Below are 25,629 nucleotides of genomic sequence, written 5' to 3' on the forward strand. Positions count from 1 at the left end.
TGACGAGGTTCTGTCAGATCCGGACACGGGAACGCCGCCCCCTCCCGGGGAGGGGAGGGGGCGGCGTCGTGGAGGGGAGTGTCAGCCCCCGATGGCGTAGGCGCGGATGACCGTCTGCTTCACCGAGTTGCCCGACGCGTCGGTCATCTCGGCCCGCAGGGACACGAAGCCCGAGGACGGGTTGCGGAGTTCGGTGGTCCATCCGCCGCCGGCCTCGGTCAGGGCGACCCGCCGCCAGGTGCGGCCGTCGTCGGCCGAGGACCACACCTTCAGCGTCGTGACCTTCACCGGCCCGGTGCCCTGGTTGGCGTCGACCCAGATCGGCACGGACGTGGTGGACCCGGGACGCGCCCGGTTGAGGTCGTCCAGGCCGTTCGGCGCGAAGCCCACCGAGCGCAGGGGCAGCGGCGAGACCTTGGCGGTCCTGGCGGAGCGGAACCGCCATTCGGCGTCGACGCGGGTCGCCAGTCGCGAGTACGACACCGACCGTCTGGCGGACGTGGTGACCGTGTAGTCGGCGGCGGAGGCGGGGACGTCCACGAGCAGCAGACCATCCTTGAGCGGCTTCGTGGTGACGACCTTGCCGTTGCGGGCGAGGCTCATCGTCCCGGTGGCCGCACGGTCGTGCCCGTAGCGGTGCGGCGCACCGTCACCGAACACGCCGGACGCCCCGATCGCGAGGGAATCGCGCCAACGCTGCCCGAACGGCTCCGGCGCGAAGGCGTCCACGAGATGGCCGGTCACCCCGGGACCGATGACGGCGGCGTTCCAGGTCTGCGTGAACGCGGCGCCCTTCACGAACCTCCGGGGCGGCTCGGTGATCACGCCGCTGAGGGTGGGGGAGTCCGCTCGGCTCGCCCCGTACTCCAGGCTCTGGTGCCAGCGGAAGCGCGGGTCGGACGTCAGGTGGTACGTCTGCCGGAAGGGCATGCGCGTGGAGGTCGCCGACCAGGACATGGAGTCGAAGCCCGGCAACTCGGCTCCCAGCCAGGGATAGGCGGTCGTGGGCACGCCCTGGCCCTTGAAGATCGTCTTCACCACCGCCAGGTCCGCGGCGCGGGCCCGGTAGATCGGGTCCGACGGCAGCCCACCGACCCGGTAGTCACGCAGCTCGTAGCGGTAGGGGCTCGGAGCCGCTTCGGTGGAGCCCTTCTTCTCCCAGGTCGTGCGCGTCTGGAAGCGCAGGTTCTGCTGTTCCGTCGGCAGGACGCGCATCGCGCCCTGCGGGCAGTCCGCGAGGACTCCTTCCTCGAAGTGCTCGTGCTTCGTGGTGAAGGCCATGCCGACCTCCCACAGGCCGACGATGCGGGCGGTGGCGTCGTCCAGCGTCGTCCGGACGGTCTTGCCCTGTCGGACGTCGAGCTTCACCGAGGCGTCGGCGGTGACCTTCAGGGGACGGCTGTACAGCATCGCCGGGGCACAGCCCTCCGGCAGGACGGTCCCGTGCATCGTGTAGTCACCGTCGGGGACCCGCATCTTGAGCGAGCCGTCGAAGTAGGCGTCGAAGGTCCGGCCCGACGTCTTGTTCACCAGGGTGATGTTGCCGAACGAGGGCCGCCCCCGATCGTCCACGGCGGTGAGCGCGACGTCGTGCGACTTGGGCTCGATGTGGACGCCGACGAGGGTGCGGACCGAGATCCCGGAAGCGGTCGCGGTGACCACGCCGCTGTAGGCCCCGGGCCGGTTCTTCCCGCGGGACAGGGTGAGCCGCGCGGTGGCGCTGCCCCGGGCCGGCACCTTCAAGGTCCTGCGGTCGAGCTTGAACGCCCCGGCGCCCGCCTTCTGGTCGACCTTGAGGGCGAGCCGGAGGGTGATCGGCGCGTTCGTGTCGTTGGTGTACGTGACCTGGCGGGTCGCGCCGTTCCTCCCCCAGCGCAGGTACGTGGAGACGTTGCCCGGCGAGGCCGTGACCCGCGTCGCGAGCGCCCGGGGGACGTCGACGCGGCCCGCGCCCTGCTGCAGGCCGTTCGCCTTGGGATTCGGCACGGCGGAGCCGATGAGGGCCGCCTTGAGCCGGTGGCCCTTCCAACGGGGGTGCCGCTGGGCGAGGATCGCGGCGGCGCCCACGACGTGCGGGGTCGCCATCGAGGTGCCGGACAGGCGCTGGTACCGCGTTCCCACGGGCGCGTCGGCGGGCGCCCCGGTGGCGCGGGCGGCGGCGATGCCGACGCCGGGCGCGGTGACGTCGGGCTTGACGGCTCCGTCGCCGACGCGCGGGCCCCGGCTGGAGAACTCGGCGAGCAGGCCCCGACGGTCGATGGCGCCGACCGTCAGCGCCGCGTCCGCGCTGCCCGGCGAGGAGATCGTCTGATGCCCGCCCTCGTTCCCCGCCGCGATGACGAACAGCGCGCCGGTCCGGGCCGAGAGGGTGTTGACGCCTCGTTCGAGGACGTCGAGGTCCGGTGTGTCCTCGCCGCCGAGGCTCAGGTTCACGATCTTCGCGCCGCCCTGGGTGACGGCCCACTCCATGCCGGCGAGGATCCAACTGTCGTAGCCGGACCCCTCGTCGTTCAGCACCTTCGCCGAGACGACCCGCGCGCCGGGCGCGACGCCCCGGTAGGCGCCCTTGGAGGCGGTTCCCCGGCCCGCGACGGTCGAGGCCACGTGCGTGCCGTGACCGTCCCCGTCCTTGACGACCGACGGGCCCCGGTCGGTGAAGCCGCGGGCCTTGGCGACCACTCCGCGCAGGTCGGGGTGGGTGCCGTCGACGCCGGTGTCGAGCACGCCGACGGTGACGCCCTTGCCGGTGAGGCCCTTCTTCCAGGCGGCCGGGGCGCCGATCTGCCGGGTGCTGCGGTCCAGCAGCGCCGTCCGCCGTCCGTCCAGGGAGATCCTGGTGACACCGGCGGTGGACGTCAGCCGCCTCCAGACGTCCGCGGCCCCCGACTTGGGCGCCTCGGCCGCGTCCACGCCGAGGCCCGGCAGGCTCCGGCTGACCTTGAGACCCGGGACGGAGGCGGCGGAGACCCCGGCCGTGCGTTCGACCACGAGCGGCACCGAGGCGCGGCGCGCGTCGTCGTACCCCCACCGCACGAGCCGGGTGACGTCGAACAGCCGCCGGTCCACCCTGCCGGCGGCGAGCAGGGGCAGCGCGTCCGAGGGGATCACGTGGTGGTGACCGTCCTGCATCGACCGCTGGAACCGGACCCGGGAACGGCCGGGGCCGGGCCGGACGCTGATCGCGGCGCCGCGCAGGGTCACCGTGTCCCCGGTCACCAGGGTCACCCGGTGCGAGGACGGCTCCTGGATCGAGGCGGGCGGCGAGGGCGGGGACTCCGCGCTCGCCGTTCCCGGCAGCATGCCGAGCACCAGGGCCCCTGCGAGCAGCACGCCGCCGGCGCCCCTTCGGTGCGTCAGTGGGTTGGTCACAACCGTCCTCCTCGGGTCGGGCGGGCATCAGCCGATCTTCGTCCAACTGTATATACAGTTGAACTGACTATCGGCAACCCGAGGGGGCCGGAACCGGCCACGCCGCGCGCTCCGCGACGGGCTCAGAGGGCCCAGAAGGTGTAGTTGTTGAAGGCGGAGTCCGTGATCCGGGTGCCGCGGTTGTAAGGCGATCCGCCGTACAGGCCGTAGGCGTGGACGGCTATCGCGCAGTACCCCCCGCAGCCGGGCATCTGGACGGCCGAGCCGTTCTGGCCGCCGGTGACGTCGATCGAGTAGAAGAGCTGGCGCACCGTCGATGCCGCGATCGGCCCGGACATCTGCCACATGGTGCCGGTCGGCCTGTCCGTCGGATATCCCGCGATGTTCACCTGCGTCCCGTTGTACGAGGCGCTCTGAAAACGCAGGCCCAGCCAGCCGGTGGTGTTCCCGATGGTGCAGTCGAGCTTGACCGCGCCGTAATCGTACTCCGGGTCCGGAAAGCCGGCGGGGACATGGGCGCTGAGCCAGCCGCACGACCCGTACGGCGTCGAGGCGCCGTTCTGGCCGGGCCAGAACACGAAATTCGTATTCCATCCCTGGTAATGGACGCACTGCCCCGCCGTCGCCACGGTGTTGTCATCGTAAAGAAAGGCGGTGCACCCGTAGGTGATGCCGTTGGGCGCGACGAACGTGAGCCTGCCCGAGGCCCGATAAGGGTAGGTCGTCGTTCCCGTCGTGACCGGGGTCCGGCCGTCGGGGCCGATGATGGAGGTGGGGCGGAGCCCGCCGTCATCGAGCATCCTCACGTTCTCGGGGAACGTGCGGGTGAAGACCACGCCGCGCGAATGCGCCCGCCTTCCGGTGCCCCTGGCCGCCGGAAGGGTGCCGGTCGCCGCCCGCGGCGCCTCGGACGCGCGCCCCACGACGGTGCGCCCGTTCTTGAATCGTGACACCGGCGCGCTCGGATCTCTCACTTGAAAGATCCGCGACGCCGGCGAGGCGCTGCGGGGAGCCGCGTCCGCCGCCGGAACCCCCACCGTCCCGACGCCCAACACGATCGCCGCGGCGGTCGCCGCCGCCTTGCCCCGTCGGCCCCGTCGGCCCCGCTTGACGACGCCGTTCAAGAACTCGTCCACGCGGCATTCCCCTTTCGGTTCGCGAATATGGAACGGTGCGAAACCATCGACGGCCGTCCGCGCGGATGACATCCTTTTCTTTGTTCCCCTCTTTATAGATACTCCGGTGGGCGCTGTCATAACCCTGACCCGATGTGGCCGGCGCATCATCTCCGATCGCGATGGGTGGACGGAGCCCACCGGCGTCATCACTCCCTCCTCCCGCGCGGCGCTCGGCGCGCTCTTCGGTTCCCGCATCCACCGGACGGTCCGGGACGACCCGGCGGTGGCGGAGCCCTGTCCTCCGGACGGGCCGGTGCGCTCGTCGGCGTCGACCCCTCACCGGCGGCGATCGGTCGCATGAGGTTAGGCTCACCTAACTTTGATCTTGTATCGGAAAGGCACATTAGGTTAGCCTTACCTAACCTTCACGCAGAGAGCGGTCGATGCGTCGGCACTCGCGGCGAAGGGTTCCTCGTGCGCGCGGCCGTCGCCGTGATGCGCCACGACCGACCACGGTGACCGCCCTCGCGACACCGCCGACGACGGGAGACCCCCCATGAACAGCCGATTCCGTCCACCCCATCCGTGGGCCGCCGGCTCCGAACACGCGGAAGGCGACCACGTCGAGCCGGCGCGGACGATCCCCGCGGCCACCGCATGAGACGGATCGATCATCGGGCCCGCCATCTGGAGCGCATCGTCGAGGTCAGGGCGGGGGAACGCGCCGAGCGGGTGCCCTACCCGATCCGGATCCGCACGGCCGAGGTCCTGCGGACCGCCATGGTCGGCGCGGGACTGCTCCGGGTGACCCTCGGCGGGCCCGGCACGTCCGGCTTCGAGGCGCACACACCCGACGAGCACGTCAAACTGATCTTCCCGGACGCCGACGGCGTCGTGCGCCCGCCCGAGCCGAACGGGTTGATGCTGCGCTGGCCGCGCCCGTCGCCGACCTCGCGGCAGTACACGGTACGCCGCCACGACGCGGCGACCGGCGAACTCGACCTGGACGTCGCCCTGCACGACGGGGGCCTCGGGTCGGACTGGGCGCGCGCCGTCGAGCCCGGTGCGGTCGTGCACGTGGCGGGGCCGCCCGGCGGGGTGATCGTGCCGCACGCCTACGACCGGTACCTGCTCGCCGGGGACATCACGGCGCTGCCCGCGATCGCGCGATGGCTGGAGGAACTGCCTCGGACGGCCGCCGGATGGGCGTTCGTCGAGGTCGCCGACGCCTCCGAGGAGATCGACCTGTCCCCGCCCGCCGCCGTCGAGGTCCGCTGGCTGCACCGGGGCGCGGCGCCCGCCGGCGCGGGCGACCTCTTGGAACGCTCCGTCCGCGAGATCCGGCCGCCCGACGGCGAACGCCTCTACGTGTGGATCGCGGGCGAGGCCGGCGCGTTGAAGCCCCTGCGTCGCTGGGTCCGCGACGACCTGGGGCTCGCCAAGGGCGACCACGACATCACGGGCTACTGGAAGTACGGCGTCGCGAACTACGACGACCACTGACCCCCGACACCTCCCACCGAATACCGAGGAACCCCCATGTTCAATGGTCGAGCGGTACGTCTCGGCGCGGCCCTGACGCTGGCACTCGCCGTGACCGCGACGGGCTGTGCCTCCGGCGACGAGGACGGCGCGTCCGGCGGCAAGGCCGCCACCCGCGTCTTCAAGGCGGACAACGGCGACATCACCATCCCGGTCGCCCCGCAGCGCGTCGTCGCGACCGGCTACGCCGTTCCCGCGCTGCTCGAGGCCGGTGCGCCGCTGGTCGGCATCTCCACCTGGAAGCGCGGACTGCCCCTGATGGACGCCAAGGACCGCGCCGCCTACGACCGGATACCGAAGGTCGCGGGAGAGCTGGCGGCCGAGACCAACTACGAGGCCATCGCCAAGGCCAAGCCCGACCTCATCGTCATCGGCGTCCCGGCCCCGATCCTCGGCGACGTCGACGTCGCCCGGCTCAAGTCGATCGCGCCCGTCGTGGCGATCGGGCCGACCGTCCCGAAGGCGTGGCGTGAGCTGTCCCGCCGCCAGGCCGACGCCGCGGGCGCGTTGAAGGGATTCGACGCGACCCGCGCCCGGTACGACGCCAAGGCCGCCGCACTGGCCCGCAAGTACGAGGACGTCCTGCCGAAGCTGAGGCTCGCCCACGTCGGCGCGTACGGCGAGACCGACAAGGGCACCTTCCAGCGCGAGTTCAACGGCTCATGGGGCACCAACATCGCCAACGACGTCGGCGCGAACTACCACGGTCGGGTCAAGGTGAAGGGCGGCGGTTCGAAGGACGTCAGCGAGAACGCGTCCATCGAGGAGCTGCCGACCGCGTTGGCCCAGGCCGACGTCATCACGTACTCGCTCATGGCGGACGGCTCCGTCCCGCCGCCCGTCAAGTACGTGCTCGACTCGGGCCTGTGGAAGGGCCTGCCGGCGGTCGAGGCGGGGCGGACCTACGGGCTCCGCTACACCGAGGCCGCGACGTTCAAGCAGGCCACGCTCACCCTGGACGCGATCGACAAGGCGCTCGCGCCCCTGTTGGAGCGGTGACGGGCGACGGACGGCGATCCCTCGCGACGAGCGTCGCGGCCCTCGTCGCGGGGATCGCCGTACTCGTCGCCGTCGCCGTGGCGGGCATCGGCGTCGGCGCGCAGGCCGTCCCGCCCGTCGAGGCCGTGCGGGCGCTGGTGGCCTACGACGGCTCCGCCGACCACATGATCGTTCGGGACGTGCGCGTGCCCCGGGCGTTCCTGGGCATGGCAGTGGGCGCCGCCCTCGCCGTGTCGGGCGCGCTGATCCAGACGCTGTCGCGCAACCCGCTCGCCGAGCCGGGCATCCTCGGCGTCACCATGGGCGCGGGGTTCGTCATGACCGTCGGCGGGGCGCTCGGGCTCGCCGTCACGTCCGCCGGGGAACTGATGCTCTCCGGGATCGGCGCGGTGCTCGCGACGTGCCTGGTCTACGCGGTCGGCCGGTCGTCGCCGCTGCGCCTGGTGCTCGCCGGTGTCGCGCTCAGCGCGGTGCTGAGCGGCATCTCCCTGGGGATGCGGTTGATGCTGCCGGACGTCTTCGACCGGTACCGGTTCTGGTCGGTCGGCTCGCTCGCGGGCCGGGAGCAGAGCGCGGTGGCCCTGCCCGTGACGGTGATCGTCCTCGCCCTCGTCGGCGCGCTGCTGCTCGGGCGCGCCCTCAACGCGGTCGCGCTCGGCGAGACCGTGGCGCGGACACTGGGCGCCGACGTCGTCCGGATCCGGTGCGCCGCCCTCGTTCTGATCACGGTCCTGACGGGCGCGGCCACGGCGCTGGCGGGGCCGATCCTGTTCGTCGGGCTGATCGTGCCGCACGTCGCGCGGCGGATCGTGCCCGACTCGGTTCCGTGGCTCATGGCGTGGGCGCTGGTCCTCGGGCCGATCATGCTGCTGGTGGCCGACATGCTGTCGCGGGTGCTGCTGCCGACGGGGGAGATGCCGGTCGCGATCGTGACCGCCTTCCTCGGCGGCCCGGCGCTCATCTGGGCCGTTCGACGGTACGGGACGAGGGCGCTGTGACCGTCGTCGTGCTGCGCGCCGGACGCCGCTCGCTGGCCGTCGAACGCCGGACGGTGACGTTGTCGACCGTGCTGGTGCTCATGATGCTCGGGCTCGCGCTCGTCGGCCTGTGCCACGGCCCGTCCTGGGCCACCCCCGGCGAGGCGCTCGCCGCGCTCGTCGGGACGGGCGACCTCGAGGTCGTCGTCCGTGACTGGCGGCTGCCCCGGGTGCTGGCCGCGTCGGCGTTCGGCGCCGCGCTCGGAGTGGCCGGCGCGATCTTCCAGAACGTCACCCGCAACCCGATGGGCAGCCCCGACGTCATGGGCCTCGACGCGGGCGCCTACACCGGCGCCCTGATCGCGCTGACCCTGTGGTCGGGAACGGCGGGCCAACTCGCCCTGACCTCGGTGCTGGGCGGGCTGCTGGTGGCGGCGGCCATCTCCCTGCTGTCGATGGACGGCGGGCTGTCCGGCCTGCGCCTGGTGGTCGTCGGGATCGCGGTGAACGCGATCGTGGGCGCGGTGAACTCGTGGATCGTGCTGCGCGCCCAACTCGACGTCGCGATCGCCGCCGTGGGATGGAACGCGGGCTCGCTCAACGGCGTCGACTGGACCGACCTGCCGATCCCGTTCACGGTCGTCGCGGGCGCGCTGCTGCTGATGGCCACCCTCTCCCACGCCATGCACCAGGCCGCCCTCGGCGACGCCGTGGCGGTGACCACCGGGGTCGGCCTGGACCGACTCCGGCTGCTGATGGTGCTTCTCGGCGTCGCCTGCACGGCGACCGTGACGGCGGTGGCCGGGCCGATCCCGTTCATCGCGCTGGCCGCACCGCAGATCGGCCGCAGGCTCGCCCGGGCCCCGGGCGTTCCCCTGCTGCCCGCCGCGCTGATCGGGGCGGTGCTGTTTCAGGGCGCGGACCTGGCCGCCCAGATGCTGCTGGCGCCGGTCTCGCTCCCGGTCGGCGTGGTCACCACCGCGATCGGCGGGTGCTATCTGATCTGGCTTCTCGCTCAGGAGGTGAGGCGAGCGTGAGCGTACGCCTGCGTGCCCGTGAACTGTCTCTGCGCTACGGCGAACGGGTCGTCTCCACGCGACTCGGCCTGGACGTCCCCGACGGGGCGTTCACCGCGATCGTGGGGCCCAACGCCTGCGGGAAGTCGACCCTGCTGCGCGCGTTCGTCCGTCTGCTGCGCCCCGCCGAGGGGAACGTGCGGTTCGACGACCTCGACGTCGGCTCGTACCCGACGAAGGCGCTCGCCCGGTCGCTGGGCTTCCTGCCGCAGGATCCGCTGACCCCGGACGACATCAAGGTCCGGCAGCTCGTGGGGCGGGGCCGGTTCCCGCACCAGTCGCTGCTGTCGACGTGGTCGGCGGAGGACGAGTCCGCGGTCGCCGAGGCCATGGACACCGCGGGCGTCGCCGACCTCGCCGACCGGCCCGTGCAGGGGTTGTCCGGCGGGCAGCGCCAGCGGGTCTGGGTCGCGATGGTGCTCGCGCAGCGCACGCCGTACCTGCTCCTCGACGAACCGACCTCGTTCCTCGACATCACCCACCAGTACCGGCTGCTCGACCTGCTCTCCCGGCTGCGCGACGAGGGCCGCACCGTCATCGCGGTGCTGCACGACATCAACCAGGCGTGCCGGTACGCCGATCACCTGGTCGCGATGAAGGACGGCCGCATCGTCGCCGAGGGGGCCGCCGCCGACATCGTGGACGCCGCGCTGCTCAAGGACGTCTTCGACCTGCCCAGCGTGGTCGTCCCGGACCCGGTGACGGGCACCCCCATGGTCGTCCCGACCCTCTCCCGAGAGCCGGTCCGCAGGGGTGGGGCGCCCGCGTCCGGGGATCAGGTCTGATCACCCGCGCGCCGGCGTCGAGTCGACCCTGTGCCCGGCGGTCGTGAGGGCGGTCACGGCGTCGTCCAGCCTCCGTTCCGGCACCAGCACCAGGTCGGCGTGATAGGTCGATGCCACGAACACCGGGATCCGCGCGTCGGCGAGCGGACCCACGAGCGCCGCCAGCATGCCGGTCGCCTCCGGCCCGTGTGGGGACTCACCGCCGTAGAAGCCGAACCACCGGTCGTTCTCCACGTAGTGCGGAGCCTCCCTGATCACGGTCAGCCCTTCGGGCGCCCGCACCAGACCGATCCACTCGTCGTCCTCGGGGAGGGTCGCGTGCGGCAGGTGCTCGAGGAGGAACGGTGTGGGGACGACGCCCAAGCGCTGTGAGACGGACATGGTCGGCAAGCTATCGGAACCGGTCCGCGCGCCCCCTCTCCGGCGGCCCGAGGGCGGGCCGCCGGCCCGATCAGGTCGCCGGTTCCTGCACGGACCAGCGGTTTCCGTCCGGGTCGGTGAAGTACACGAAGGCACCGCCCGGGCCGCGCATGACCTCGCCGACGTCCAGGCCGCGGCCCGTGAGCTCGGCCCTGGCCGCCTCGATGTCCTCGACGACGAGTTGCAGGCCGGGGAGCGTGCCCGGTTCGGCCTCGACCAGACCCACGCCGATGGCGATCGAGCAGGCCGACCCGGGCGGGGTGAGCTGCGTGAAGCGGAGACTGTCGCTGATCTTGTGGTCGTGGTCGAGGTTGAACCCGGCCTTCTCGGTGTAGAAGGCGATCGCCCGGTCCACATCGGAGACGGGAACGAAGGCAAGTTCGAGTTTGAATTGCATGCCGGCAAGCTACCCAGACAGCGGGACGCCACGCGAGACCACCCGTCCGCGTCCACCGCCGTCACCGCTCACCTGCCGCACCGCGACCGCGTGGGAACCGCGACGCCCACGACGACTCGACGTACGGCGAGCCCTCCCGACACACCCGCCTTGACCGCGGGACCACGGCGCGGGCGAGCCGACCTCCGTTCAGGGCCGCTTCTGGCGGGAGGCCCGCCGAAGAGCTGTCCGACCGGCACCGACCCCGACGAGGCGCACTGCCCGCGATCGAACGGGCGGCACGGACGAGTACCTCCGCAACGCCGGGATGCACCTGTTTTCTCTAACCTTCTCGCCACTTACACGAAGAGTCGCGTATTGGATACACATGGTCATGCTCGGGGTCGGATCCCGGCACAGAGCGCAGGGCGTGAACGAACGGGGGCATCGATGGAACCGCAGAGCATGGACGTACGGGCCCGGCGCGACACCGAGCGGCGCAGCGCCCTGCGAACACGGGCGCGCCGGTCCCGGAGGGATGACCGGCCGTCGGTCACTCAAGGTGACATGGGTCCCCGCGCGCGTGTGACGATGTCCCGTCTGTCGGCCATGGTCGTCGCGACCGCGACCGCCGCCGGCATCGTGTGCGCCGCCGGCGTCGTGTGCGCCACTCCCGCCGCGGGCGCGCCCACGGATTCGCGCCCCACGCGGCAGGCCGTCGCGGACTATCGCTACATCGCCGCGTACCCCGACCGGGAGACGTGCAGGCGGGCGGGCCGGGACGGTCAGGCCGCCGGCCGGTGGTCGCAGTGGTACTGCGTGTCGGACGACTGGGGCAGTGAGCGTCAGGCGCTGTGGGCGCTCATCCCCTGACCTCGATCTCCGGCGCTCGGCGGTGGGCGGCGTGAGCCTCGGCCGATCCGTCGTCGTGGCGTCGGCCGGTCCGGACATCTCCGACGTCACCGTCGTGGCGTCGGCCGGTCGTCGGCGATCAAGGCGAGGACGGCGGCGCGCGGCGGGAAGGGCCGGAGGCCGCTGATCCCAGATGCGCGGACCGTTGTGCGGGCATGTGCCACGTGATGCGCAGGCGTGGCGCATCGTGCGGGCATGTGCCACGTGATGCGCAGGCGTGGCGCATCGTGCGGGCATGGGCCACGTGATGCGCAGGCGTGGCGCATCGTGCGGGCATGGGCCACGTGATGCGCAGGTGTGGCGCATCGTGCGGGCATGTGCCACGTGATGCGCAGGCGTGCGCGTCGTGCGGGTCAGGTGGTCTGGTCAGGTGGTCTGGTCAGGTGGTCAGGGAGCGGAGGATCAGTGGCCAGGCGTTCTTGAGCTCGGCGTTGACCTCGGGCCACGCGTGCCAACCGTGGCCGTAGATGTGCGAGGTGACGGGGATGCCGAGTTCGTTGAGGCGGGCGACGAACGCCTTGTTCATGCGGCCGACGAGGACCTCGCTGAGCTGGGTGAGCCGCCAGATGGAGCCGGGTGGGGTGTGGGGACCGTTGAGGCCGGTGGTGCCGCTGGAGACGTACAGGCCGGTGCCGCGCAGCCCGGCGGCCAGGTGGTAGGGGTCGTGGGCCCGCCAGTTGGCGTCGTCGCGGCCGGGCCTGCCGTAGATCCGGAAGGCGTCGGCGCCCAGGCCCAGCATGTTGATGAAGGTGATGCCCGCGCGCATCCCGTCCATCGTGATGTGGGTCGGGCTGCTGAAGGAGGCGGCGTGGCGGTACATGCCCGGGTGGCGGGCGGCGTAGACCATGGCGCCCTGGCCGCCGGACGAGGCCCCGATGACCGCGCGGCGATCGCCGGCCCCGTACCGGGCCATGATCTCCGGGAGTTCGCGGGTGTGGAAGCTCTCCCAGCGAGGGGTCCCGCCCTTCCCGTCGTTCCACCAGTCGGCGTAGCTGCCGTTGCTGCCGCCGGAGGGCATGACCACCATCAGGTCGTGCGGGGCCGCCAGCTTCAGGATGTCGGTCTTGGTGCTCCAGCCGGTGTAGGTCTCGTTGCCGCCGTGGAAGGCGTACACCACCGGCCAGGTCCGCCCAGGCGTACGCGACCATCCCTGCGGTAGCAGCACGCGCACCCCGACCTTCTCGTTCACCTCGGCCGAACGGAACGACAGGTCCAGCGTTCGCGAGTTCAGCCAGGTCTCGGTGACGGCGGGGATCTCGGCGGCGGCGGCACCGGCACGGGTCGCGCCGAGTATCGCCACCGACGCCAGAACGGACGACAGCGCGACGAGGGCAAGGTGCTTCATGGGGCGTCTGACCTTTCGATTTCGGTAGGGCGCGGTGTCAGCGGAGAACGAGTGGTCGTGCTCATGGGGGCGTGGGGCCCGGAGGCCGATCCGACTGTTGAGGACGTGTCGGCCGGACCTTGCTCAAGCTCCGTTCGCCTCACGAGGCGTTCAGGTCGGCCGGCGGTCACGCGGTCCATCGAGCCGGTATCAGTCCCAGGTCGGCGGCGATGACGTCGGCCGCACGCTCCAGCAGATGGTCGTAGTCCTCGTCGGCGCCGATCTGGGCGATGCGCTCACCCCAGGTCCACCGCAGCCACCAGGTGCCGTGATGGGCTTTCGGGGGCACCCCCGGCTCGGCGACCACCTCACCGGTCATGTCGGGGTCCCCGGGATGGGTGACGCGCAGGGCCGGATGCCGCCCGATCGAGGTGAGCGCGGTCCGCAGACCACGGGCGGCCGCCTTCACGGAGACCGCCCGCAGATGATCGAAGGCCGGGTCCGAGGCGGTGTGGTCGAACTGCTCGGCCGGGTCCGTGCCGACGGCCGAGGGAGGTTCGCGGTGTGGGGACATGGGAGCGGATTCCTCCGGTGAGGTCCTGACGGCCCGTCCATGGCCGGCCGGGCATCGATGTGCGAGTTCGGACGCCGGTCCCGTGAACGCCGCCGATGGCGCGGGGACGGCTCGAAGTGGGGCAGCAGGGCCACGTGCGGTCGGCGCGGTCCGATCCGCGACTCAATGCCGGGCGCGCCGTCGGGACACCTCGGGTCATGCGCCGCCGGCGGGCGAAGGACTCCATCACGACCATGCCTGACCTCACCATGTTCCAAGCCGAACGCTGAACCAAAGTGTGTATGGGACACCTATTGGGACAGAAGGGGGACAAGTGAGCGTTCCGGCAACCGTGACCCTCACTAGGTGCGCATCACCGAGCGCCGATCGGTGCCCGGTTGCCGGTGAGAGGACCGCGCGGGCCTGGAGCCGGCGGCTTCTCGTTCCCGGCCGATGCCTCGGGCCGGGCGGCGTTGACGAGGTGGCCCGGGCGGCGCTTCGTTCCCTGCAAGCGGTGCGCGGCACGACCGGGGCAAGGTCGCCGGCTCGGCGCTGTTGAACCGCCTCAACGGGATCCGGTCGTCCGGGCGGAGCGAACGCGGACAAGGCGTGGCGTCACAAACGGGTCCGCCCAAGGACGTCTCGCCCTTGGCCCCAACGCGAGAACGATCCGTACACTGTCCCCCACCGTGGATGGTTCACCGGAGCGGCGCCCGACCGTCCGGACGTCGGCCGCCGATCTGGAGGAGGGCAGGGGAACCGTGACACGCAGCACCGTGGTGGACGAGGTGACCGACAAGATCGCATTTCAGATCGCCTCGGGGCAATTGGAGGCGGGGCAGAGCCTGCCGTCCATTCGTCGACTGGCCGAGGACCACGACATCAATCCGTCGACGGTGCAGGTGGTGCTGGAACGGCTGCGGGGAGCGGGGTTCGTGGAGCCTCGCCGTGGGGTCGGCATCGTGGTGCGCGACATCGAGCTCTACGGCGGGATCGAGGTCTGGCGCTATCTGTTCCGCTTCTCCAGCAGGCTTCCCGATCTGATCGTCCGCAGCGTCCAGGACATCCTGGAGACGTTGCGGCTCTACTATGACGCGGCGATGAGGAAGGTCACCGTTGATCCGTCGGTGTACGACGCCCGTTCGGTGCGGCGGGCGCTGCAGCGGCTGGAGCTGCTGGCGACCGACCCGGACGTGACGTCCGCGGAGGTCCACCGGGCCGTGCTCCACATCCTGCGGACCAGCAGCGCGACACTCGGCCACGGCATCTCGCTGGCGGTGCTCAACTCCCTGGGCGCGCTGCTGAGCGAGGTCCCCGAGGTCGTCGACGCGCTCTACAGCGATCCGTCGCAGCACGCGTGGTGGTGGGGACAGGTCATCACCGCCTGGGAGACGGCCGATGCCGAGTTGGCCGCCGCCACGCTGACACTGCTGGACGACTGGCACGTCGAGACGCTCGACCGGTTGCGCACACGTCTCAAGGCCGCCTCCTAGCCGAGGCGGTGGTCCCTGACGGCTCCCTCACCGCATCGGCTCCGTCCCGCAAGGGAACGAACGGTGAGGCGGGTGCGGCAGCCGCCGGGCATCAGTACCCCGGCTTCCAAGAGGGGGGTGCCCCCGCCGTACGCCCAGCGGCCCCTTCCGACGTCGGCGTCGCCTCGTCCACGGAGGTCTGGAACCGTTCGGTGCGAAGTGCGGTGCCGATGCCGTGGTCGTCCCAGTGCCGCGTGAGGTCGGCCAAGAGGCCGGGCGGAGCACAGGCCCAGGTGGGGCGACGTGCCCAGTCCGCACACAGGCCGGGGATCTCGGCGGCCCTGAGCCTGCCGTGCTCGCGCGTGTGGCGCTCGTAGAGCCGCAGTTTGGGGAACCGCGCCGCCATGGCCCGCAGGGCCCCGCGGAAGATGACGTCATCACGGGTGGGAGCCGTGTGGATCAGCAGGGTGTCGGTGCGCATTCCGGCGGCGGCCAAGTGGGCGAGCATGGCCATCACCGGGGCGATGCCGCTCCCCGCGGTGACGAACAGGACCCGCCGTGGTGGCACGGCGGGCAGAACGAACTCCCCGTGGGGAAGGCCGAGGTGCACCAGGGCGCCCGGAGGCGTGTGCCGTACCAGGTGCGGAGAGACGAAACCGTCGGGCGCGGCCTTCACGGTGATCGTGATGCGGCCGTTCGGGCGTGGCGGCGAGGAGAGCGAGAACGCGCGCCAGTGCAGGGCGCCGTCGATCTCGACGCCGACCCTGGCCCACTGGCCGGGCCGATGCCGAGGCCACCCTCGTCCCGGCCGGATGACCAGCGTCGCCGAGTCCGCGGTCTCGGCGCGCACCGCCTCGACTCGGCCGCGGGGCCGCGTGGTCGACCACAGCGGGTTGATCATGCCCAGACAGTCCTCGGGCAGCAGCGGCGTGGTCAGCCGCCGCGCGGCGGCCGAGAGCCGCGACGCGTTCCTCGGGGGCCGGATGATTCCCCGCACGAGATGCATGCTCGTCCTCCTCGGAAATCGATCTCGCATGTCATTTCGGCGGTCCGGATGCGCCGGAATCGAGGACCGCGAGGCACTCCCGGAAAGCCGCCTGCGCCTTGGCCGGGTCGTATCCGGGAGGCGGAGTCCACTCCTGGAACGTGCCCGGGATCTTCACCCCGCGGTCGCGCATGCAGGCCGTCAGCGCGTCGAGGACGCTCGGCTGGGGATCGGGGGATCCCGCCGGAGTCCTCGGGGACGTGGGAAGGGACGTCGGTACGGCCGGTGGGGCCGAGGGGCCCGGCGTGGCGGACAGCGGGGCGCGGTCATCGGCTCCGCAGGCGACCGTCGAGAGCGCCGGTACGAGCAGGGCCATGACGATGGCGGTGCGGGCGGCGAACATCACTGAGAATCCTCCGAGGGGACGGGCCGTGGGGGCGCGGGGCACGACGTCCCTTTCCTCACCGCCCGCCCCTGCGGAATACGCCGTGGAGGGGTCAGCCCTCGACGCTGAGCTTGATGCTGAGCGGGTTGTCCTTGCCGGCGACCAGCGCGTTGATGATGGGCGTGTCGATTCCGCATCCGGCGACCTTGGGGATGCGGTACGTGCCGGTGAGGGTGCCGCCGGTGGCGGGGTCGAAGGTGCCCTGGGACGTGAGGGAGATGGTCGCGGGCTCGGTCGTCCTGCAGTTCTTCAGCGGGATCTTCAGGGCGAGGTGGCCGACCTCGGTGATCTGGATGTCGACCTTTCCGGAGACGGCGGCGGCGCCGTTCTCGAGCGTGCCCTGGAGCGGAGCCGCTTGGGTGATCTCGAAGGTGGCGTGGGTGGGCAGGAACCCGAACATCGGGAACGCGCTGCGGGCCGGCGGCACGGTGAAATCGGCGGAGATCTGCCTGGTGGCCAGGTCTGCGTCCACGTCGGCCCGGCCCGGGCCGAGGGTGAAGTCGGCGCCGAGCCCGGTGATGCGGGTCTGGGCGGTGGTGGCGTAGGTGTGCTTCGACGGTGCGGCGTGGCCCGGCGTCGCGGTGGCCGCCAGCACGCCGGCGGTGGAGAGGGCACAGGCCAGGGCGCTGACGCCGATCTTTCGGAACTGCATGACGAGACCTCCGACAAGGGTGGGAATCGGTCTGTGCGCCGGACGGGCTTCTGTTCCGAGCGCGAACCAGATTCTGTACCACACACTGTCCCAATTCCTGTGCATTGGCTGCGCATCTCGGTGGCGCGCTTCGTCAGCGGCCTGACAACCGCCGCCCGGCCCTCAGCGGCGGAGGATCTTGAAAAGGACGGCGACCTACCGGCGATTGCGGCGGCCACGCCGCTGAGCGCGTCTCGCACCGGAACTCCGACGCCTGTGCGGAGGATCGCTCCGGCCGAGCCTCGACCGCCGGACGGCGGCAACGGAAAGGGCCCGTCCGGCCTGCGGCTCCGCCTGGACGCTACGACTCGGCGAGGTCAGGCGGGTGTGAGCGCCTGCAGGTCGAACAGGCTCGAAAGCCGGGTCAGCTCCTTCGGCACGACCCGGTAGTACACCCACGTTCCGCGTCGTTGGCCTTCGATGAGGCCGGCCTCGCGCAGCACCTTCAGATGGTGGGAGATGGTCGGCGCGGTGAGCTTGAACGGTCCGGTCAGGTCGCACACGCAGGCCTCGCCGTCGTCGGCCGAGGCGATCATGTTGAGCAGACGCAGCCTGACGGGGTCCGCCAGCGCCTTGAACACCGTGGCCAACCCCGTCGCCTCGACCTCGGTCAGGAGGGGGCCGTTCAGCGGGGCGCAGCAGGGCCTGCCCACATCGAATCCCGACGAGTCGGACATAGCTCTAATTTGACATCTATCTATCCATAGTGCAAGCTCGCAATTGCTTCGATGCTTATCGAAGCAAGCCCGCAAGGGCGCGAGGCGTCGCCGCGTCCGAACACTCGGGAGGCCCGCATGAACGAGCCCACGACCCCGACGGAGAGCACCCGCCCCGGACGTCGCTCGACCGGCGGCGACCACCGAGACCCGGACGGCTTCGAGCACACCGACACGTGAAGTCCGTGAGCACTCGAGGTTCCCGGAGCGCGGCCACCGGAGTCGCCCCGCGAAGGGGTGCGGACGCCGATGGCCTGGCGTGGGTGTTGGCCGCGTTGTGCGTCACCCAGATCACCAGTTGGGGCGTGCTGTACTACGCGTTCCCCGTCCTGTCGCCCCTGATCGCCGCGGACACCGGTTGGTCGGCTCCCGCCGTGACCGCCGCGTTCTCCGCGGGACTGGTGGTCGCCGCCGTGGTCGGGATACCCGTGGGTCGCGCACTCGATCGGCGTTGCCCGCGAGGGCTCATCACCGGGGGTTCCGTCGTCGCCGCGATCGCGGTCGTGTCGCTGGCGGTCTCGCCCGGCCTGGTGTGGTTCGCGGCCGGATGGCTCGTCGCCGGCGTCGCCATGGCCGCCGTGCTCTACCAACCGGCCTTCGCCGCCCTCACCCGCTACTACGGCCCCCGTCATCTGACCGCGATCACCACCCTGACGCTGGTGGCCGGGCTGTCCAGCACCCTGTTCGCGCCGCTCACCGACGCGCTGGCCGCCCATCTGTCATGGCGCGGCGTCTACCTCGTCCTCGCCGCGATCCTGGCCGCGGTGACCGTGCCCCTGCACGCGTGGGCCCTGAGCCGCCCCTGGCCGGAGAGACCCGCCCGCCGACGACCACGCGACGGCGAGCGGACCGGGAACGCCGGTCCTCCGGCGGACGAGGAGTTCCGCGCCATCGTGCGCAGCCGGCCCTTTTGGCTGCTGGCCGCGGCCTTCACCCTGTCCGCGTTCACGATGTACGCGTTCCTGACCCACCTGATACCGCTCCTCGTCCACCGAGGCGCCGATCCCACCGCGGCGGCCTGGGCGCTCGGCCTCGGCGGCGTCGGACAGGTCGCCGGACGCCTCGGCTACACGGCATTGGTGGCCCGTACGAGTGTCCGCTCCCGCATCGTGGGGACGCTGGCGGCATCGGCGGTGATCACCGCGGCGGTGGCCGTGGTGCCCGGTCCGCTCGCCCTGCTGATCGCGTTGGCGGTCCTCGCCGGAGCCGTTCGCGGCATCGCCACGCTCCTGCAGGCCACCGCCGTCGGCGATCGCTGGGGCACCGCCTTCTACGGCTCGCTGTCGGGCGTCCTCGCGGCCCCCATCATGCTGGCGGCCGCCGTCGCTCCCTGGGCCGGCGCCGTGCTCGCCACGTCGCTCGGCGGCTATCCCGCCGTCTTCATGACCCTCACCGCCGTCGCCGCGCTCGCCGCCGTCCTCGCTGCGGGCAGCGTGCCCCGAACGCCGAGCACGCCCGTTCCCGACGTACGGCTCCCGAGGTGAGGCCTCTCCGTGCACGATGCGGACGGCGCGGGACCGGAACGGCGGGAGCGGCGGGCCCGAACGTCATGTCGGATCGCCACCTCTGGCGTGTCGGGATGCGCGGGATGCCCTCAGGCGTCGGCGGGCTCGTTCTCGCCGGAGAGGCCGTGGACCTGCCCGGCAGAGAAGCCGCGCCCGACGGGGACGCCGAGGCCGAGGGAGACGGGTTGGGGCACGGACGTGCTGCCGCAGCAGTCGACGGCCTCTGGGGACGCCTCCGCGCCGGCCGTCGGGTCGGTGATGCAGACGCCGGTCTCCGGGAGGTCGAGTTGGTCGGCGGCTCGGCGGCTCGGCGGTCGCCGGCGAGGGCGGCGAGGATGGAGCGGACCTGTTCGTACCCGGTGGCCAGGAGGAACGTGGGCGCCCGCCCGTAGCTCTTCATCCCGGCCAGGTAGAAGCCCTTCTCGGGGTGGGCGAGGTCCCTTTCACCGTGAGGGGGAACGGCGCCGCAACTGTGGAAGTCGGGATCGATGAGCGGTGCCGGTTTCACCGGGGCCTCGGTGGCGCGGTCCAGTTCGAGGCGGACCTCGCGGAGGATGTCCAGGTCGGGTCGGAAGCCGGTGGCGGCCACGACGTTGTCGACGGCCAGCGCGATGTCACCGTCGGGAGCCGTGCCGGCCACCTGCAGGCGACCGGCGGCGGGGCCCCGTCGGGTGCGGTGAAGCCGGTGATGGTGAACCCGGGGATCAGTTCGATGACGCCGGTTCGGACGGCGTTCTCTAGACGGGTGCCGAGGGCGGCGCGCGCGCGGGTAGCCCATCGGCGTCGCCGCCTCCGTACAGGCGGGCGGGGGAGGGGCCGCGTATCGCCCACGTGATGCGGGTGCCCGGCCGGGTGGAGGCGAGTTCGGCGAGGTCCAGCAGGGTGTTGGCGGCGGAGTGTCCCATGCCGACGACCAGCGTGCGGCGTCCGGCGAACCGTTCGCGGTCACGGCCCAGGATGTCGGGCAGCGGCCCCGCCGTGTAAGGCGCGGCCTGCTCCTCGCCGGGGGCCGGCAGGCCGGAGTGCCCGAGGGGTTGGACCGCCCACCGGTGCCGGACGCGTCGATCACCGCCCGGGCCCGTACGCCCCGGACGGTGCCGTCCGCCGTGACGGTGCGGACCAGCAACGGGCGCTCCTCGCGGCCCACGGTGCGGGTGACGCGATGCCGTCGCGGGTCACGGCCACGACCCGCGTGCCGGTGAGGATCCGGCCCGCCAGCGCGGGGACGGCCGCGAGGGGCGTCAGGCAGTCGCGCAGGAGTTCGTCGCCGGTGGGGAGCGCGTCGCCGGGAGGGGGCGTCCACCCGGTGGGCTCCAGGAGGCGGCGGGCGGCGGTGTCGGTGTCGTGGCGCCAGGGGGAGAAGAGGCGGACGTGGCCCCACTCGGCGATGGCCGCGCCGACCCGGTCCCCGGCCTCCAGGACGAGGAAGTCCAGCCCCCGTTCGGCCAGGTGCGCGGCGGCGGCCAACCCCACCGGACCCGCGCCGATCACCACCACCGGCGGACTCGGGTCGCCGTCGACGTCCACAAGGTCGCGTCCGGCGTCGGACTCGGTCCGCAGACCGGTGAACGCGGCGTCGACGGACCGCTCGGCGTCCTCGTCTCGGATGCTCGGACCGCAACACCCCGCGACCGTCTGGTCGGCGTTGTCGCTCATCGGTTCTCCTGGTCGGCCGAGGATGACGGCCCGTCGATCGGCTGCCGAGGACGCGGAAGGCCCGTGCTCCGACCTCGTGAAACGCGAGCGAGACCGACCGCATCCGGGGTTCGCGCGCGGGGGACGATCACCGACCACTAGACCAAGGATTCGCCGTTGACACCTACAATCGCTGTTGATAATAATGAGTTGTGTTCAATGGTCGGGAGGTCGATCGGCCTCGTCGTCGGAGGGGATGAGCTCCTCCGGGCAGGGGGCCGACGGCTCTCGATCCTCGCGAATCCGCCGAGTGGCGCCGGTGTCGGCCGGGCGGCACGCGCCGGGCCGCACTCCGAGTGGGTACGACGCCACAGATGGGAGAAGAGATCATGGCCGGAGGGTTCATCAGCAAGATCTTCGGTGGTGAGCAGAAGCAGGAACTCGACAGTTGCTGCGGTTCCGTGAACGTGGTCCCCGAGGACGAGGAGACGCCGAACGAGGTCGTGGCGCAGAAGCCGGTGGAGGAGAAGCCGAGCGAGACCATGGCGCGCGCCGATCACTGACACAAGGGTCACATCCTTCGGGGATGTGGCCCTTGTCGCTTGACATGGGTTCGACCCGATCATCGAAGGCGTGCGCGGATGCATGCACATTCTTCGGATATGAGTCGGCCGGCCCGCGCCGGTCTCCCGACACTTCTGTGACAACCGCTCTGCGACGGTGACGAACGCCGACGCATCGAGCCTTCTCCGCAGCTCGTTCCCCGGCTCGGCCGCCGCTCGGGAACGGTCGACACTGCACGCTCCGACGCTTTGACCCATGCCGATGTCCCGAGCCGGACAGGCCCTCGGAAAGTGTCGCGACGTTCCGTTCCGTTGGACACGGACAATGACGGAACGTTAATTCGAAACTACAATGCCGATACCCGTCGACGAAACGGGTGAATCTCGGCGGCACCCTCTAGACAGCGCCCGTCGAGGCAGTTACGTTACCCCCAGAGCGGGAGTGGTCAATCAGTTTGTCAGAAAACTCAAGAAGGGTACGGCGGAGACTCCGCCCGTGATCCATCCGGATTGGCCGCGCACGCCATTTCACTGCCTTGTCAGCCTGAGAGCATGGTGACGGTAACAGTGAGTGACAGTTCTGTGGTGACGGAATCACCTCCCTCCCTCAATGCGACGACCTCCGTTCGGACCGAGGCGACCCCGGTTCTCGCCGTCAAGGTCGGCGGCAGCCTCTTCTCCGACAAGAGCGTCGAGGGCAGTCTCGACCGGGCGGCCATAGCGCGGTACGCGCACATGATGGCCGGCCTGCATCGCAGCCGTCCGGGCGGCGTCGTCTTCATCACCGGCGGCGGGGCGCCGGGTCACGGTGCGCTCCGGAACATCGACGAGACCGATCCCTTCGGATGCCTGCCCCTGACCAAGGCGCTGGCGGACGTCAGGTGGGCCTGGACGGAGGCGTTCGCCAGGGAGGGTGTGAAGGCCCTTCCGCTGCAGCTCGGGGCCATGGCGACGCTCAACGACGACGGAACGTTCGGCGTTCGCGGCGACACGCTCCGCCGGGTCCTGGACGGCGGCGCGCTGCCGGTCCTGTCCGGCGACAGCGTCCTGGCCGGCGACGGGACCCTGCACGGACTGTCCAGCGACCGCGTTCCGGAGTTCCTGCTCGGCGCGCTGGGCGAGCCCTTGAGAGTGGTGGCCCTCACCGACGTGCCCGGCATTCTGCTGGACGGCCCGAATGGAAAAGAGACCCTCGCCTACGTGGACCCGTCCCGTCCGTCCGCGGCCTATGACGCGCTGTGGACGAACAGCGAATGGGACACCACGGGCGGCTTTCGGACCAAGGTCGACGCGCTCGTCAGATGTGCGGCCGCGGGAGGGGAGTGCTTCATTCTCAAGGGCTCACCGCAGGACACGGACTACCGATACCTGCTCTCTCCGCACAGCCGCTGGCCGAGTGGAGTGAGCTACACCCGGATCGTGCTCCCGGAGCGGTGAGCACAGGACGTCGGATGACGCGAGAGGGGTGATCGCCGGGCCTCGTACCGCACACCCGTCCACGACGGGGAATCCATGAAGCCGCCTCCGGGACAAGGGCACTGTCCGGGAAGCGGCCGCACGGCACCACCTGTACGAAGGAGATGGAAGTGACTGCTGCGCCACCGATGCAGGCGACCTACGGTCAGAAGATCAAGGACCGCAGGGAGCACATCAAGATGGATCGTACCGCGTTCGCGCGGGCTCTCGGCGTGAACCCGGAGAAGATCGACGCCCTGGAGGGCGGCGACACGCGCGACCTCACGCTCGACCGACTGACCACCATCGCCGGCGTGCTCGGGACCTCGATCGCCGAGCTCACGCCGGACTTCGTCGACGACCTCGACGACGGCGTCGCCTACCAGTTGCCGCAGGACAACCCCGTCATCGAGGGGCAGCGCGCCGGCACCAACTACTACACCTACAACTGTCTGGTCCGCACCCGCACGGTGCCCAAGCTGGTGCCGCTGCTGCTCGAGGTGAACGTCGACGACCCGGACAAGGCGGCGTTCAACACCGGGCACGACGCCCACGAGATCATCTACTGCATGGAGGGTGACATCCACCTGAAGTGGGGCGACCCGGCCGCGCCCAAGGAGGTCTTCCTGCCGCAGGGGAGCAGCTTCTACATCGCGCCGGGCGTGCCGCACACCCTGACCACGGCGAAGGGCTCGGGGCCGGGCAAGGTGATCTCCGTCAACTTCTGACGGGCCGGACCGCCGGCGCCCCGCGGGAGGATCCGCGCGGCGCCGGCGGTCCGGGAACATGGGTTTCGGTCACCGAGCCGTGTGCGCGAAGGTAAAGGAAATATGTCCTTCCGGCCAGTCGCGTCGCCCGTGACGGCGACCCGTCGACCGATGCGGACCACCGAAAGACGCCCTCAAGAGAACCTTTCGCATTGCATCGCTTCCTGAGATTCTCAGACGCCGTGCCGAACCGTGCCGGACGTGCACAGAATTCCACGGCGGGCGACACCGCGCGGGCGAACCCCTCGCCGCCCCGGGTTCGGTCGATCTTCTCCGTTCGTCTGGACTGTGACGCCGCCATCGCGTATTAATTCTGGTGAGTTGTTCATCGGCTCGACGAAAGGGTCGAGCGGGCGCAAGTCGGTCACCCGGGGACGGCTGGAGCGCGCCCGTGCGCGCCACCCGCGGTGCCGTACGGACTCGGCACGGATGTGTGGCCCGTGTGCCAGGTGAAACCGCGTGCTCAAGTGTCCAGGATGCAAAGCGGAAATCATCAGAGGGAGGCATCGTGCCCCACACCGGAACGACGCGCGACGAAACGTCTCGTGCGCCGGCGCGCAACGCCGGCGGTCGCGTACCGCCGCCCCCGAATGCGCCGCCGCGTCACGGCGTCGCGCATTCTCGATCGGAGGGCGCGGGCCGCGCGCCCGAAGACCTGACGGAGGCGGAGGCGGAGTCGAGCGCGGGTGCGCCCGCCGATCCGCGTCTCCCGGCGGAGGCCGACGACCCGCTCTCGGGCGGTCATCTCGCCTCCTGCCGTCCCGGCGACCCCGGCTTCGGGCCCGCGATGTCCCCGCAGGCGCGGCAGACGCCCGTGGAGGTCGGTCCGGGCCTGCGCGGGGTGCTCCGCACGTCGCCGGCGAGCCCGTGCCCGCTCCTCGGCGTGCACAACCCGACGGACACGGCGCGGGAGTTCACCGTGACCCGGTTCTTCCCCGACGTCGCGGCCGGGCGCGCCCGACTGGTCTTCGTCGGCGGCGACGTGGAGACCCTGCCGGGTTCGCCGGACGGGCCCCCCACCTCCCGGCTGCTGCCGGGCGGCCACGTCTGGCTCTCGCAGACGACCGGAACGGGCCGCCCGCACACCCCGCCTCGGGCTCCCGACGAGGACGGCGCCGACTCATGAGCGCACCGCCCTCGGACCGCCGGCCCACGGCGGTGGTCACGGGCGCCGGCAGCGGGATCGGGGCGGCCACGGCGCGGCGCCTGGCGACGGAGGGATACCGGGTCGTCCTCGTCGGCCGGCGCGCGGAGCGGCTCGGGAACGTTGCAGCGCGCATCGCGGCCGACGGCGGCGCGGCGGAGACGGCCGCCGTCGACGTCACTGATCGGAGCGCCGCCGGAGCCCTCGCCGAGCGTCTGGACCGGTGCGACGTGCTGGTCAACAACGCCGGAGGGGCGATCGGCACCGAGCCGGTCTCCGAGGCCGACCCCGCCGACTGGCGGGCCATGTACGAGACCAACGTCCTCGGGTCGCTCCACATGACGCAGGCGCTGCTGCCCGCCCTCGTCGCCTCCTCGGGCACGGTGGTGGTCGTCTCCTCGACCGCCTCGTTCACCGTGTACGAGGGCGGCGGCGGGTACAGCGCGGCCAAGCACGGCGAACACGTCCTGGCCGCCACCCTTCGCCTCGAGCTGTGCGGCGAGCCGGTCCGCGTCATCGAGATCGCCCCCGGCATGGTCCACACCGAGGAGTTCTCCCTCAACCGATACCGGGGCGACACGACCAAGGCGGCGGAGGTCTACGCCGGCGTCGACGCCCCGCTGGTCGCCGGGGACGTCGCCGACGCCATCGTCTGGGCGATCACCAGGCCGCCGCACGTCAACGTCGACGTCCTGGTGCTGCGCCCCCTCGCACAGGCGGCCCAGCACAAGGTCCACCGGCGGGAGGCCCCCCTCTAGGCCCGGTCCACCCCCACCCACCCTGACGGGTAAGGCAGGCGC

The 25,629-nt window shown here is 71.5% G+C and carries 25 protein-coding genes; 13 read left to right on the top strand and 12 right to left on the bottom strand.

All coding sequences use genetic code 11. The annotated features are described in order from the left end of the window. Nucleotides 1-81: 81 nt before the first annotated feature. On the bottom strand, nucleotides 82-3,369 hold the full coding sequence (locus tag DFJ69_RS26700) for a S8 family peptidase (protein ID WP_116025127.1): 3,288 nt from the start codon (nucleotides 3,367-3,369) through the stop codon (nucleotides 82-84). Nucleotides 3,370-3,491: 122 nt separating this feature from the next. Further along, a complete protein-coding gene (locus tag DFJ69_RS26705; RefSeq protein ID WP_170177784.1) occupies nucleotides 3,492-4,505 on the bottom strand; it encodes a trypsin-like serine peptidase in 1,014 nt (337 codons plus the stop codon). A 639-nt stretch (nucleotides 4,506-5,144) separates the two neighbouring features. Between DFJ69_RS26705 and DFJ69_RS26710 the strand changes: the two genes are divergently transcribed. Genes DFJ69_RS26710 through DFJ69_RS26730 form a run of 5 tightly spaced genes read left to right on the top strand, consistent with a single transcriptional unit; the run spans nucleotide 5,145 to nucleotide 9,866 of the window. Further along, nucleotides 5,145-5,990 (top strand): siderophore-interacting protein, encoded by an 846-nt coding sequence (locus DFJ69_RS26710; RefSeq protein WP_116025129.1) that lies wholly within the window; start codon nucleotides 5,145-5,147, stop codon nucleotides 5,988-5,990. A 36-nt stretch (nucleotides 5,991-6,026) separates the two neighbouring features. Beyond that, on the top strand, nucleotides 6,027-7,028 hold the full coding sequence (locus DFJ69_RS26715; protein WP_116025130.1) for an ABC transporter substrate-binding protein: 1,002 nt from the start codon (nucleotides 6,027-6,029) through the stop codon (nucleotides 7,026-7,028). Further along, nucleotides 7,025-8,026 carry a FecCD family ABC transporter permease gene (locus tag DFJ69_RS26720; RefSeq protein WP_116025131.1) on the top strand — a complete coding sequence of 334 codons (1,002 nt, stop codon included), beginning with the start codon at nucleotides 7,025-7,027 and terminating at the stop codon, nucleotides 8,024-8,026. Before DFJ69_RS26715 ends, DFJ69_RS26720 begins: the two co-directional genes overlap by 4 nt. Further along, nucleotides 8,023-9,042 (top strand): FecCD family ABC transporter permease, encoded by a 1,020-nt coding sequence (locus tag DFJ69_RS26725; protein ID WP_211328778.1) that lies wholly within the window; start codon nucleotides 8,023-8,025, stop codon nucleotides 9,040-9,042. Before DFJ69_RS26720 ends, DFJ69_RS26725 begins: the two co-directional genes overlap by 4 nt. After that, the gene (locus tag DFJ69_RS26730) at nucleotides 9,039-9,866 is read left to right on the top strand and encodes an ABC transporter ATP-binding protein (RefSeq protein ID WP_116025132.1); all 828 of its coding nucleotides are present in this window, start codon (nucleotides 9,039-9,041) and stop codon (nucleotides 9,864-9,866) included. Before DFJ69_RS26725 ends, DFJ69_RS26730 begins: the two co-directional genes overlap by 4 nt. Here DFJ69_RS26730 and DFJ69_RS26735 read toward each other — a convergent pair whose 3' ends face one another. Next, entirely contained in the window at nucleotides 9,867-10,247 is a 381-nt protein-coding gene (locus DFJ69_RS26735) for an ACT domain-containing protein (RefSeq protein ID WP_116026950.1), read from the bottom strand. It lies immediately after the preceding gene. A 70-nt stretch (nucleotides 10,248-10,317) separates the two neighbouring features. Then, nucleotides 10,318-10,683 carry a VOC family protein gene (locus tag DFJ69_RS26740; RefSeq protein ID WP_116025133.1) on the bottom strand — a complete coding sequence of 122 codons (366 nt, stop codon included), beginning with the start codon at nucleotides 10,681-10,683 and terminating at the stop codon, nucleotides 10,318-10,320. Nucleotides 10,684-11,253: 570 nt separating this feature from the next. Between DFJ69_RS26740 and DFJ69_RS26745 the strand changes: the two genes are divergently transcribed. Continuing rightward, nucleotides 11,254-11,535 carry a hypothetical protein gene (locus DFJ69_RS26745; RefSeq protein ID WP_147312417.1) on the top strand — a complete coding sequence of 94 codons (282 nt, stop codon included), beginning with the start codon at nucleotides 11,254-11,256 and terminating at the stop codon, nucleotides 11,533-11,535. A gap of 418 nt (nucleotides 11,536-11,953) precedes the next feature. On the opposite strand, the gene DFJ69_RS26750 is transcribed toward DFJ69_RS26745, so the two are convergent. Both DFJ69_RS26750 and DFJ69_RS26755 read right to left on the bottom strand, forming a co-directional pair. Next, nucleotides 11,954-12,919, bottom strand: coding sequence for an alpha/beta hydrolase (locus DFJ69_RS26750; RefSeq protein ID WP_116025135.1), 966 nt, complete (start codon nucleotides 12,917-12,919; stop codon nucleotides 11,954-11,956). Between the two features lie 166 nt (nucleotides 12,920-13,085). Next, nucleotides 13,086-13,472 (bottom strand): hypothetical protein, encoded by a 387-nt coding sequence (locus DFJ69_RS26755; protein ID WP_116025136.1) that lies wholly within the window; start codon nucleotides 13,470-13,472, stop codon nucleotides 13,086-13,088. Nucleotides 13,473-14,212: 740 nt separating this feature from the next. On the opposite strand from DFJ69_RS26755, the gene DFJ69_RS26760 reads away from it, so the two are divergent. Further along, nucleotides 14,213-14,944 (top strand): GntR family transcriptional regulator, encoded by a 732-nt coding sequence (locus tag DFJ69_RS26760; RefSeq protein ID WP_116026951.1) that lies wholly within the window; start codon nucleotides 14,213-14,215, stop codon nucleotides 14,942-14,944. Between the two features lie 91 nt (nucleotides 14,945-15,035). Here DFJ69_RS26760 and DFJ69_RS26765 read toward each other — a convergent pair whose 3' ends face one another. The 4 genes from DFJ69_RS26765 to DFJ69_RS26780 form a co-directional block, all read right to left on the bottom strand. Further along, entirely contained in the window at nucleotides 15,036-15,929 is an 894-nt protein-coding gene (locus tag DFJ69_RS26765) for a ferredoxin reductase (protein WP_116025137.1), read from the bottom strand. 31 nt (nucleotides 15,930-15,960) lie between these two features. Further along, a complete protein-coding gene (locus DFJ69_RS26770) occupies nucleotides 15,961-16,311 on the bottom strand; it encodes a hypothetical protein (RefSeq protein WP_147312418.1) in 351 nt (116 codons plus the stop codon). Nucleotides 16,312-16,405: 94 nt separating this feature from the next. Beyond that, the gene (locus DFJ69_RS26775; RefSeq protein WP_116025139.1) at nucleotides 16,406-17,005 is read right to left on the bottom strand and encodes a hypothetical protein; all 600 of its coding nucleotides are present in this window, start codon (nucleotides 17,003-17,005) and stop codon (nucleotides 16,406-16,408) included. 356 nt (nucleotides 17,006-17,361) lie between these two features. Next, nucleotides 17,362-17,721, bottom strand: coding sequence for an ArsR/SmtB family transcription factor (locus DFJ69_RS26780; protein ID WP_116025140.1), 360 nt, complete (start codon nucleotides 17,719-17,721; stop codon nucleotides 17,362-17,364). A 224-nt stretch (nucleotides 17,722-17,945) separates the two neighbouring features. Between DFJ69_RS26780 and DFJ69_RS26785 the strand changes: the two genes are divergently transcribed. Beyond that, nucleotides 17,946-19,244, top strand: a complete 1,299-nt coding sequence (locus tag DFJ69_RS26785) for an MFS transporter (RefSeq protein WP_116026952.1) — start codon at nucleotides 17,946-17,948, stop codon at nucleotides 19,242-19,244. A 758-nt stretch (nucleotides 19,245-20,002) separates the two neighbouring features. Here the strand turns inward: DFJ69_RS26785 and DFJ69_RS35030 are convergent. Continuing rightward, the gene (locus DFJ69_RS35030; RefSeq protein WP_211328780.1) at nucleotides 20,003-20,170 is read right to left on the bottom strand and encodes a hypothetical protein; all 168 of its coding nucleotides are present in this window, start codon (nucleotides 20,168-20,170) and stop codon (nucleotides 20,003-20,005) included. 160 nt (nucleotides 20,171-20,330) lie between these two features. Then, nucleotides 20,331-20,921 carry an FAD-dependent oxidoreductase gene (locus tag DFJ69_RS35035; RefSeq protein WP_211328782.1) on the bottom strand — a complete coding sequence of 197 codons (591 nt, stop codon included), beginning with the start codon at nucleotides 20,919-20,921 and terminating at the stop codon, nucleotides 20,331-20,333. A gap of 353 nt (nucleotides 20,922-21,274) precedes the next feature. On the opposite strand from DFJ69_RS35035, the gene DFJ69_RS33875 reads away from it, so the two are divergent. The 5 genes from DFJ69_RS33875 to DFJ69_RS26810 all read left to right on the top strand — a co-directional run bounded on the left by DFJ69_RS33875 (nucleotide 21,275) and on the right by DFJ69_RS26810 (nucleotide 25,587). Next, nucleotides 21,275-21,463 carry a hypothetical protein gene (locus DFJ69_RS33875; protein WP_147312419.1) on the top strand — a complete coding sequence of 63 codons (189 nt, stop codon included), beginning with the start codon at nucleotides 21,275-21,277 and terminating at the stop codon, nucleotides 21,461-21,463. Nucleotides 21,464-22,048: 585 nt separating this feature from the next. Beyond that, on the top strand, nucleotides 22,049-22,900 hold the full coding sequence (locus DFJ69_RS26795; RefSeq protein WP_170177785.1) for an amino acid kinase family protein: 852 nt from the start codon (nucleotides 22,049-22,051) through the stop codon (nucleotides 22,898-22,900). Between the two features lie 149 nt (nucleotides 22,901-23,049). Continuing rightward, nucleotides 23,050-23,646: a cupin domain-containing protein gene (locus DFJ69_RS26800; RefSeq protein WP_116025142.1), complete on the top strand. Its 597-nt coding sequence runs from the start codon at nucleotides 23,050-23,052 to the stop codon at nucleotides 23,644-23,646. A 547-nt stretch (nucleotides 23,647-24,193) separates the two neighbouring features. Then, on the top strand, nucleotides 24,194-24,811 hold the full coding sequence (locus tag DFJ69_RS26805; protein ID WP_116025143.1) for a hypothetical protein: 618 nt from the start codon (nucleotides 24,194-24,196) through the stop codon (nucleotides 24,809-24,811). Further along, nucleotides 24,808-25,587, top strand: a complete 780-nt coding sequence (locus DFJ69_RS26810; RefSeq protein WP_116025144.1) for an SDR family NAD(P)-dependent oxidoreductase — start codon at nucleotides 24,808-24,810, stop codon at nucleotides 25,585-25,587. Before DFJ69_RS26805 ends, DFJ69_RS26810 begins: the two co-directional genes overlap by 4 nt. Nucleotides 25,588-25,629 lie beyond the last annotated feature (42 nt).

Origin of the sequence: Thermomonospora umbrina (assembly GCF_003386555.1) — a bacterium.
Classification (GTDB): Bacteria; Actinomycetota; Actinomycetes; order Streptosporangiales; family Streptosporangiaceae; genus Thermomonospora; species Thermomonospora umbrina.

Coding starts and splice junctions, on each gene's coding strand:
- DFJ69_RS26710 (WP_116025129.1), top strand. CDS start 5,145: ATGAGACGGATCGATCATCGGGCCCGCCATCTGGAGCGCATCGTCGAG.
- DFJ69_RS26715 (WP_116025130.1), top strand. CDS start 6,027: ATGTTCAATGGTCGAGCGGTACGTCTCGGCGCGGCCCTGACGCTGGCA.
- DFJ69_RS26735 (WP_116026950.1), bottom strand. CDS start 10,247: ATGTCCGTCTCACAGCGCTTGGGCGTCGTCCCCACACCGTTCCTCCTC.
- DFJ69_RS26740 (WP_116025133.1), bottom strand. CDS start 10,683: ATGCAATTCAAACTCGAACTTGCCTTCGTTCCCGTCTCCGATGTGGAC.
- DFJ69_RS26745 (WP_147312417.1), top strand. CDS start 11,254: ATGTCCCGTCTGTCGGCCATGGTCGTCGCGACCGCGACCGCCGCCGGC.
- DFJ69_RS26750 (WP_116025135.1), bottom strand. CDS start 12,919: ATGAAGCACCTTGCCCTCGTCGCGCTGTCGTCCGTTCTGGCGTCGGTG.
- DFJ69_RS26755 (WP_116025136.1), bottom strand. CDS start 13,472: ATGTCCCCACACCGCGAACCTCCCTCGGCCGTCGGCACGGACCCGGCC.
- DFJ69_RS26765 (WP_116025137.1), bottom strand. CDS start 15,929: ATGCATCTCGTGCGGGGAATCATCCGGCCCCCGAGGAACGCGTCGCGG.
- DFJ69_RS26770 (WP_147312418.1), bottom strand. CDS start 16,311: ATGTTCGCCGCCCGCACCGCCATCGTCATGGCCCTGCTCGTACCGGCG.
- DFJ69_RS26775 (WP_116025139.1), bottom strand. CDS start 17,005: ATGCAGTTCCGAAAGATCGGCGTCAGCGCCCTGGCCTGTGCCCTCTCC.
- DFJ69_RS26780 (WP_116025140.1), bottom strand. CDS start 17,721: ATGTCCGACTCGTCGGGATTCGATGTGGGCAGGCCCTGCTGCGCCCCG.
- DFJ69_RS35030 (WP_211328780.1), bottom strand. CDS start 20,170: ATGGGACACTCCGCCGCCAACACCCTGCTGGACCTCGCCGAACTCGCC.
- DFJ69_RS35035 (WP_211328782.1), bottom strand. CDS start 20,921: ATGAGCGACAACGCCGACCAGACGGTCGCGGGGTGTTGCGGTCCGAGC.
- DFJ69_RS33875 (WP_147312419.1), top strand. CDS start 21,275: ATGGGAGAAGAGATCATGGCCGGAGGGTTCATCAGCAAGATCTTCGGT.
- DFJ69_RS26810 (WP_116025144.1), top strand. CDS start 24,808: ATGAGCGCACCGCCCTCGGACCGCCGGCCCACGGCGGTGGTCACGGGC.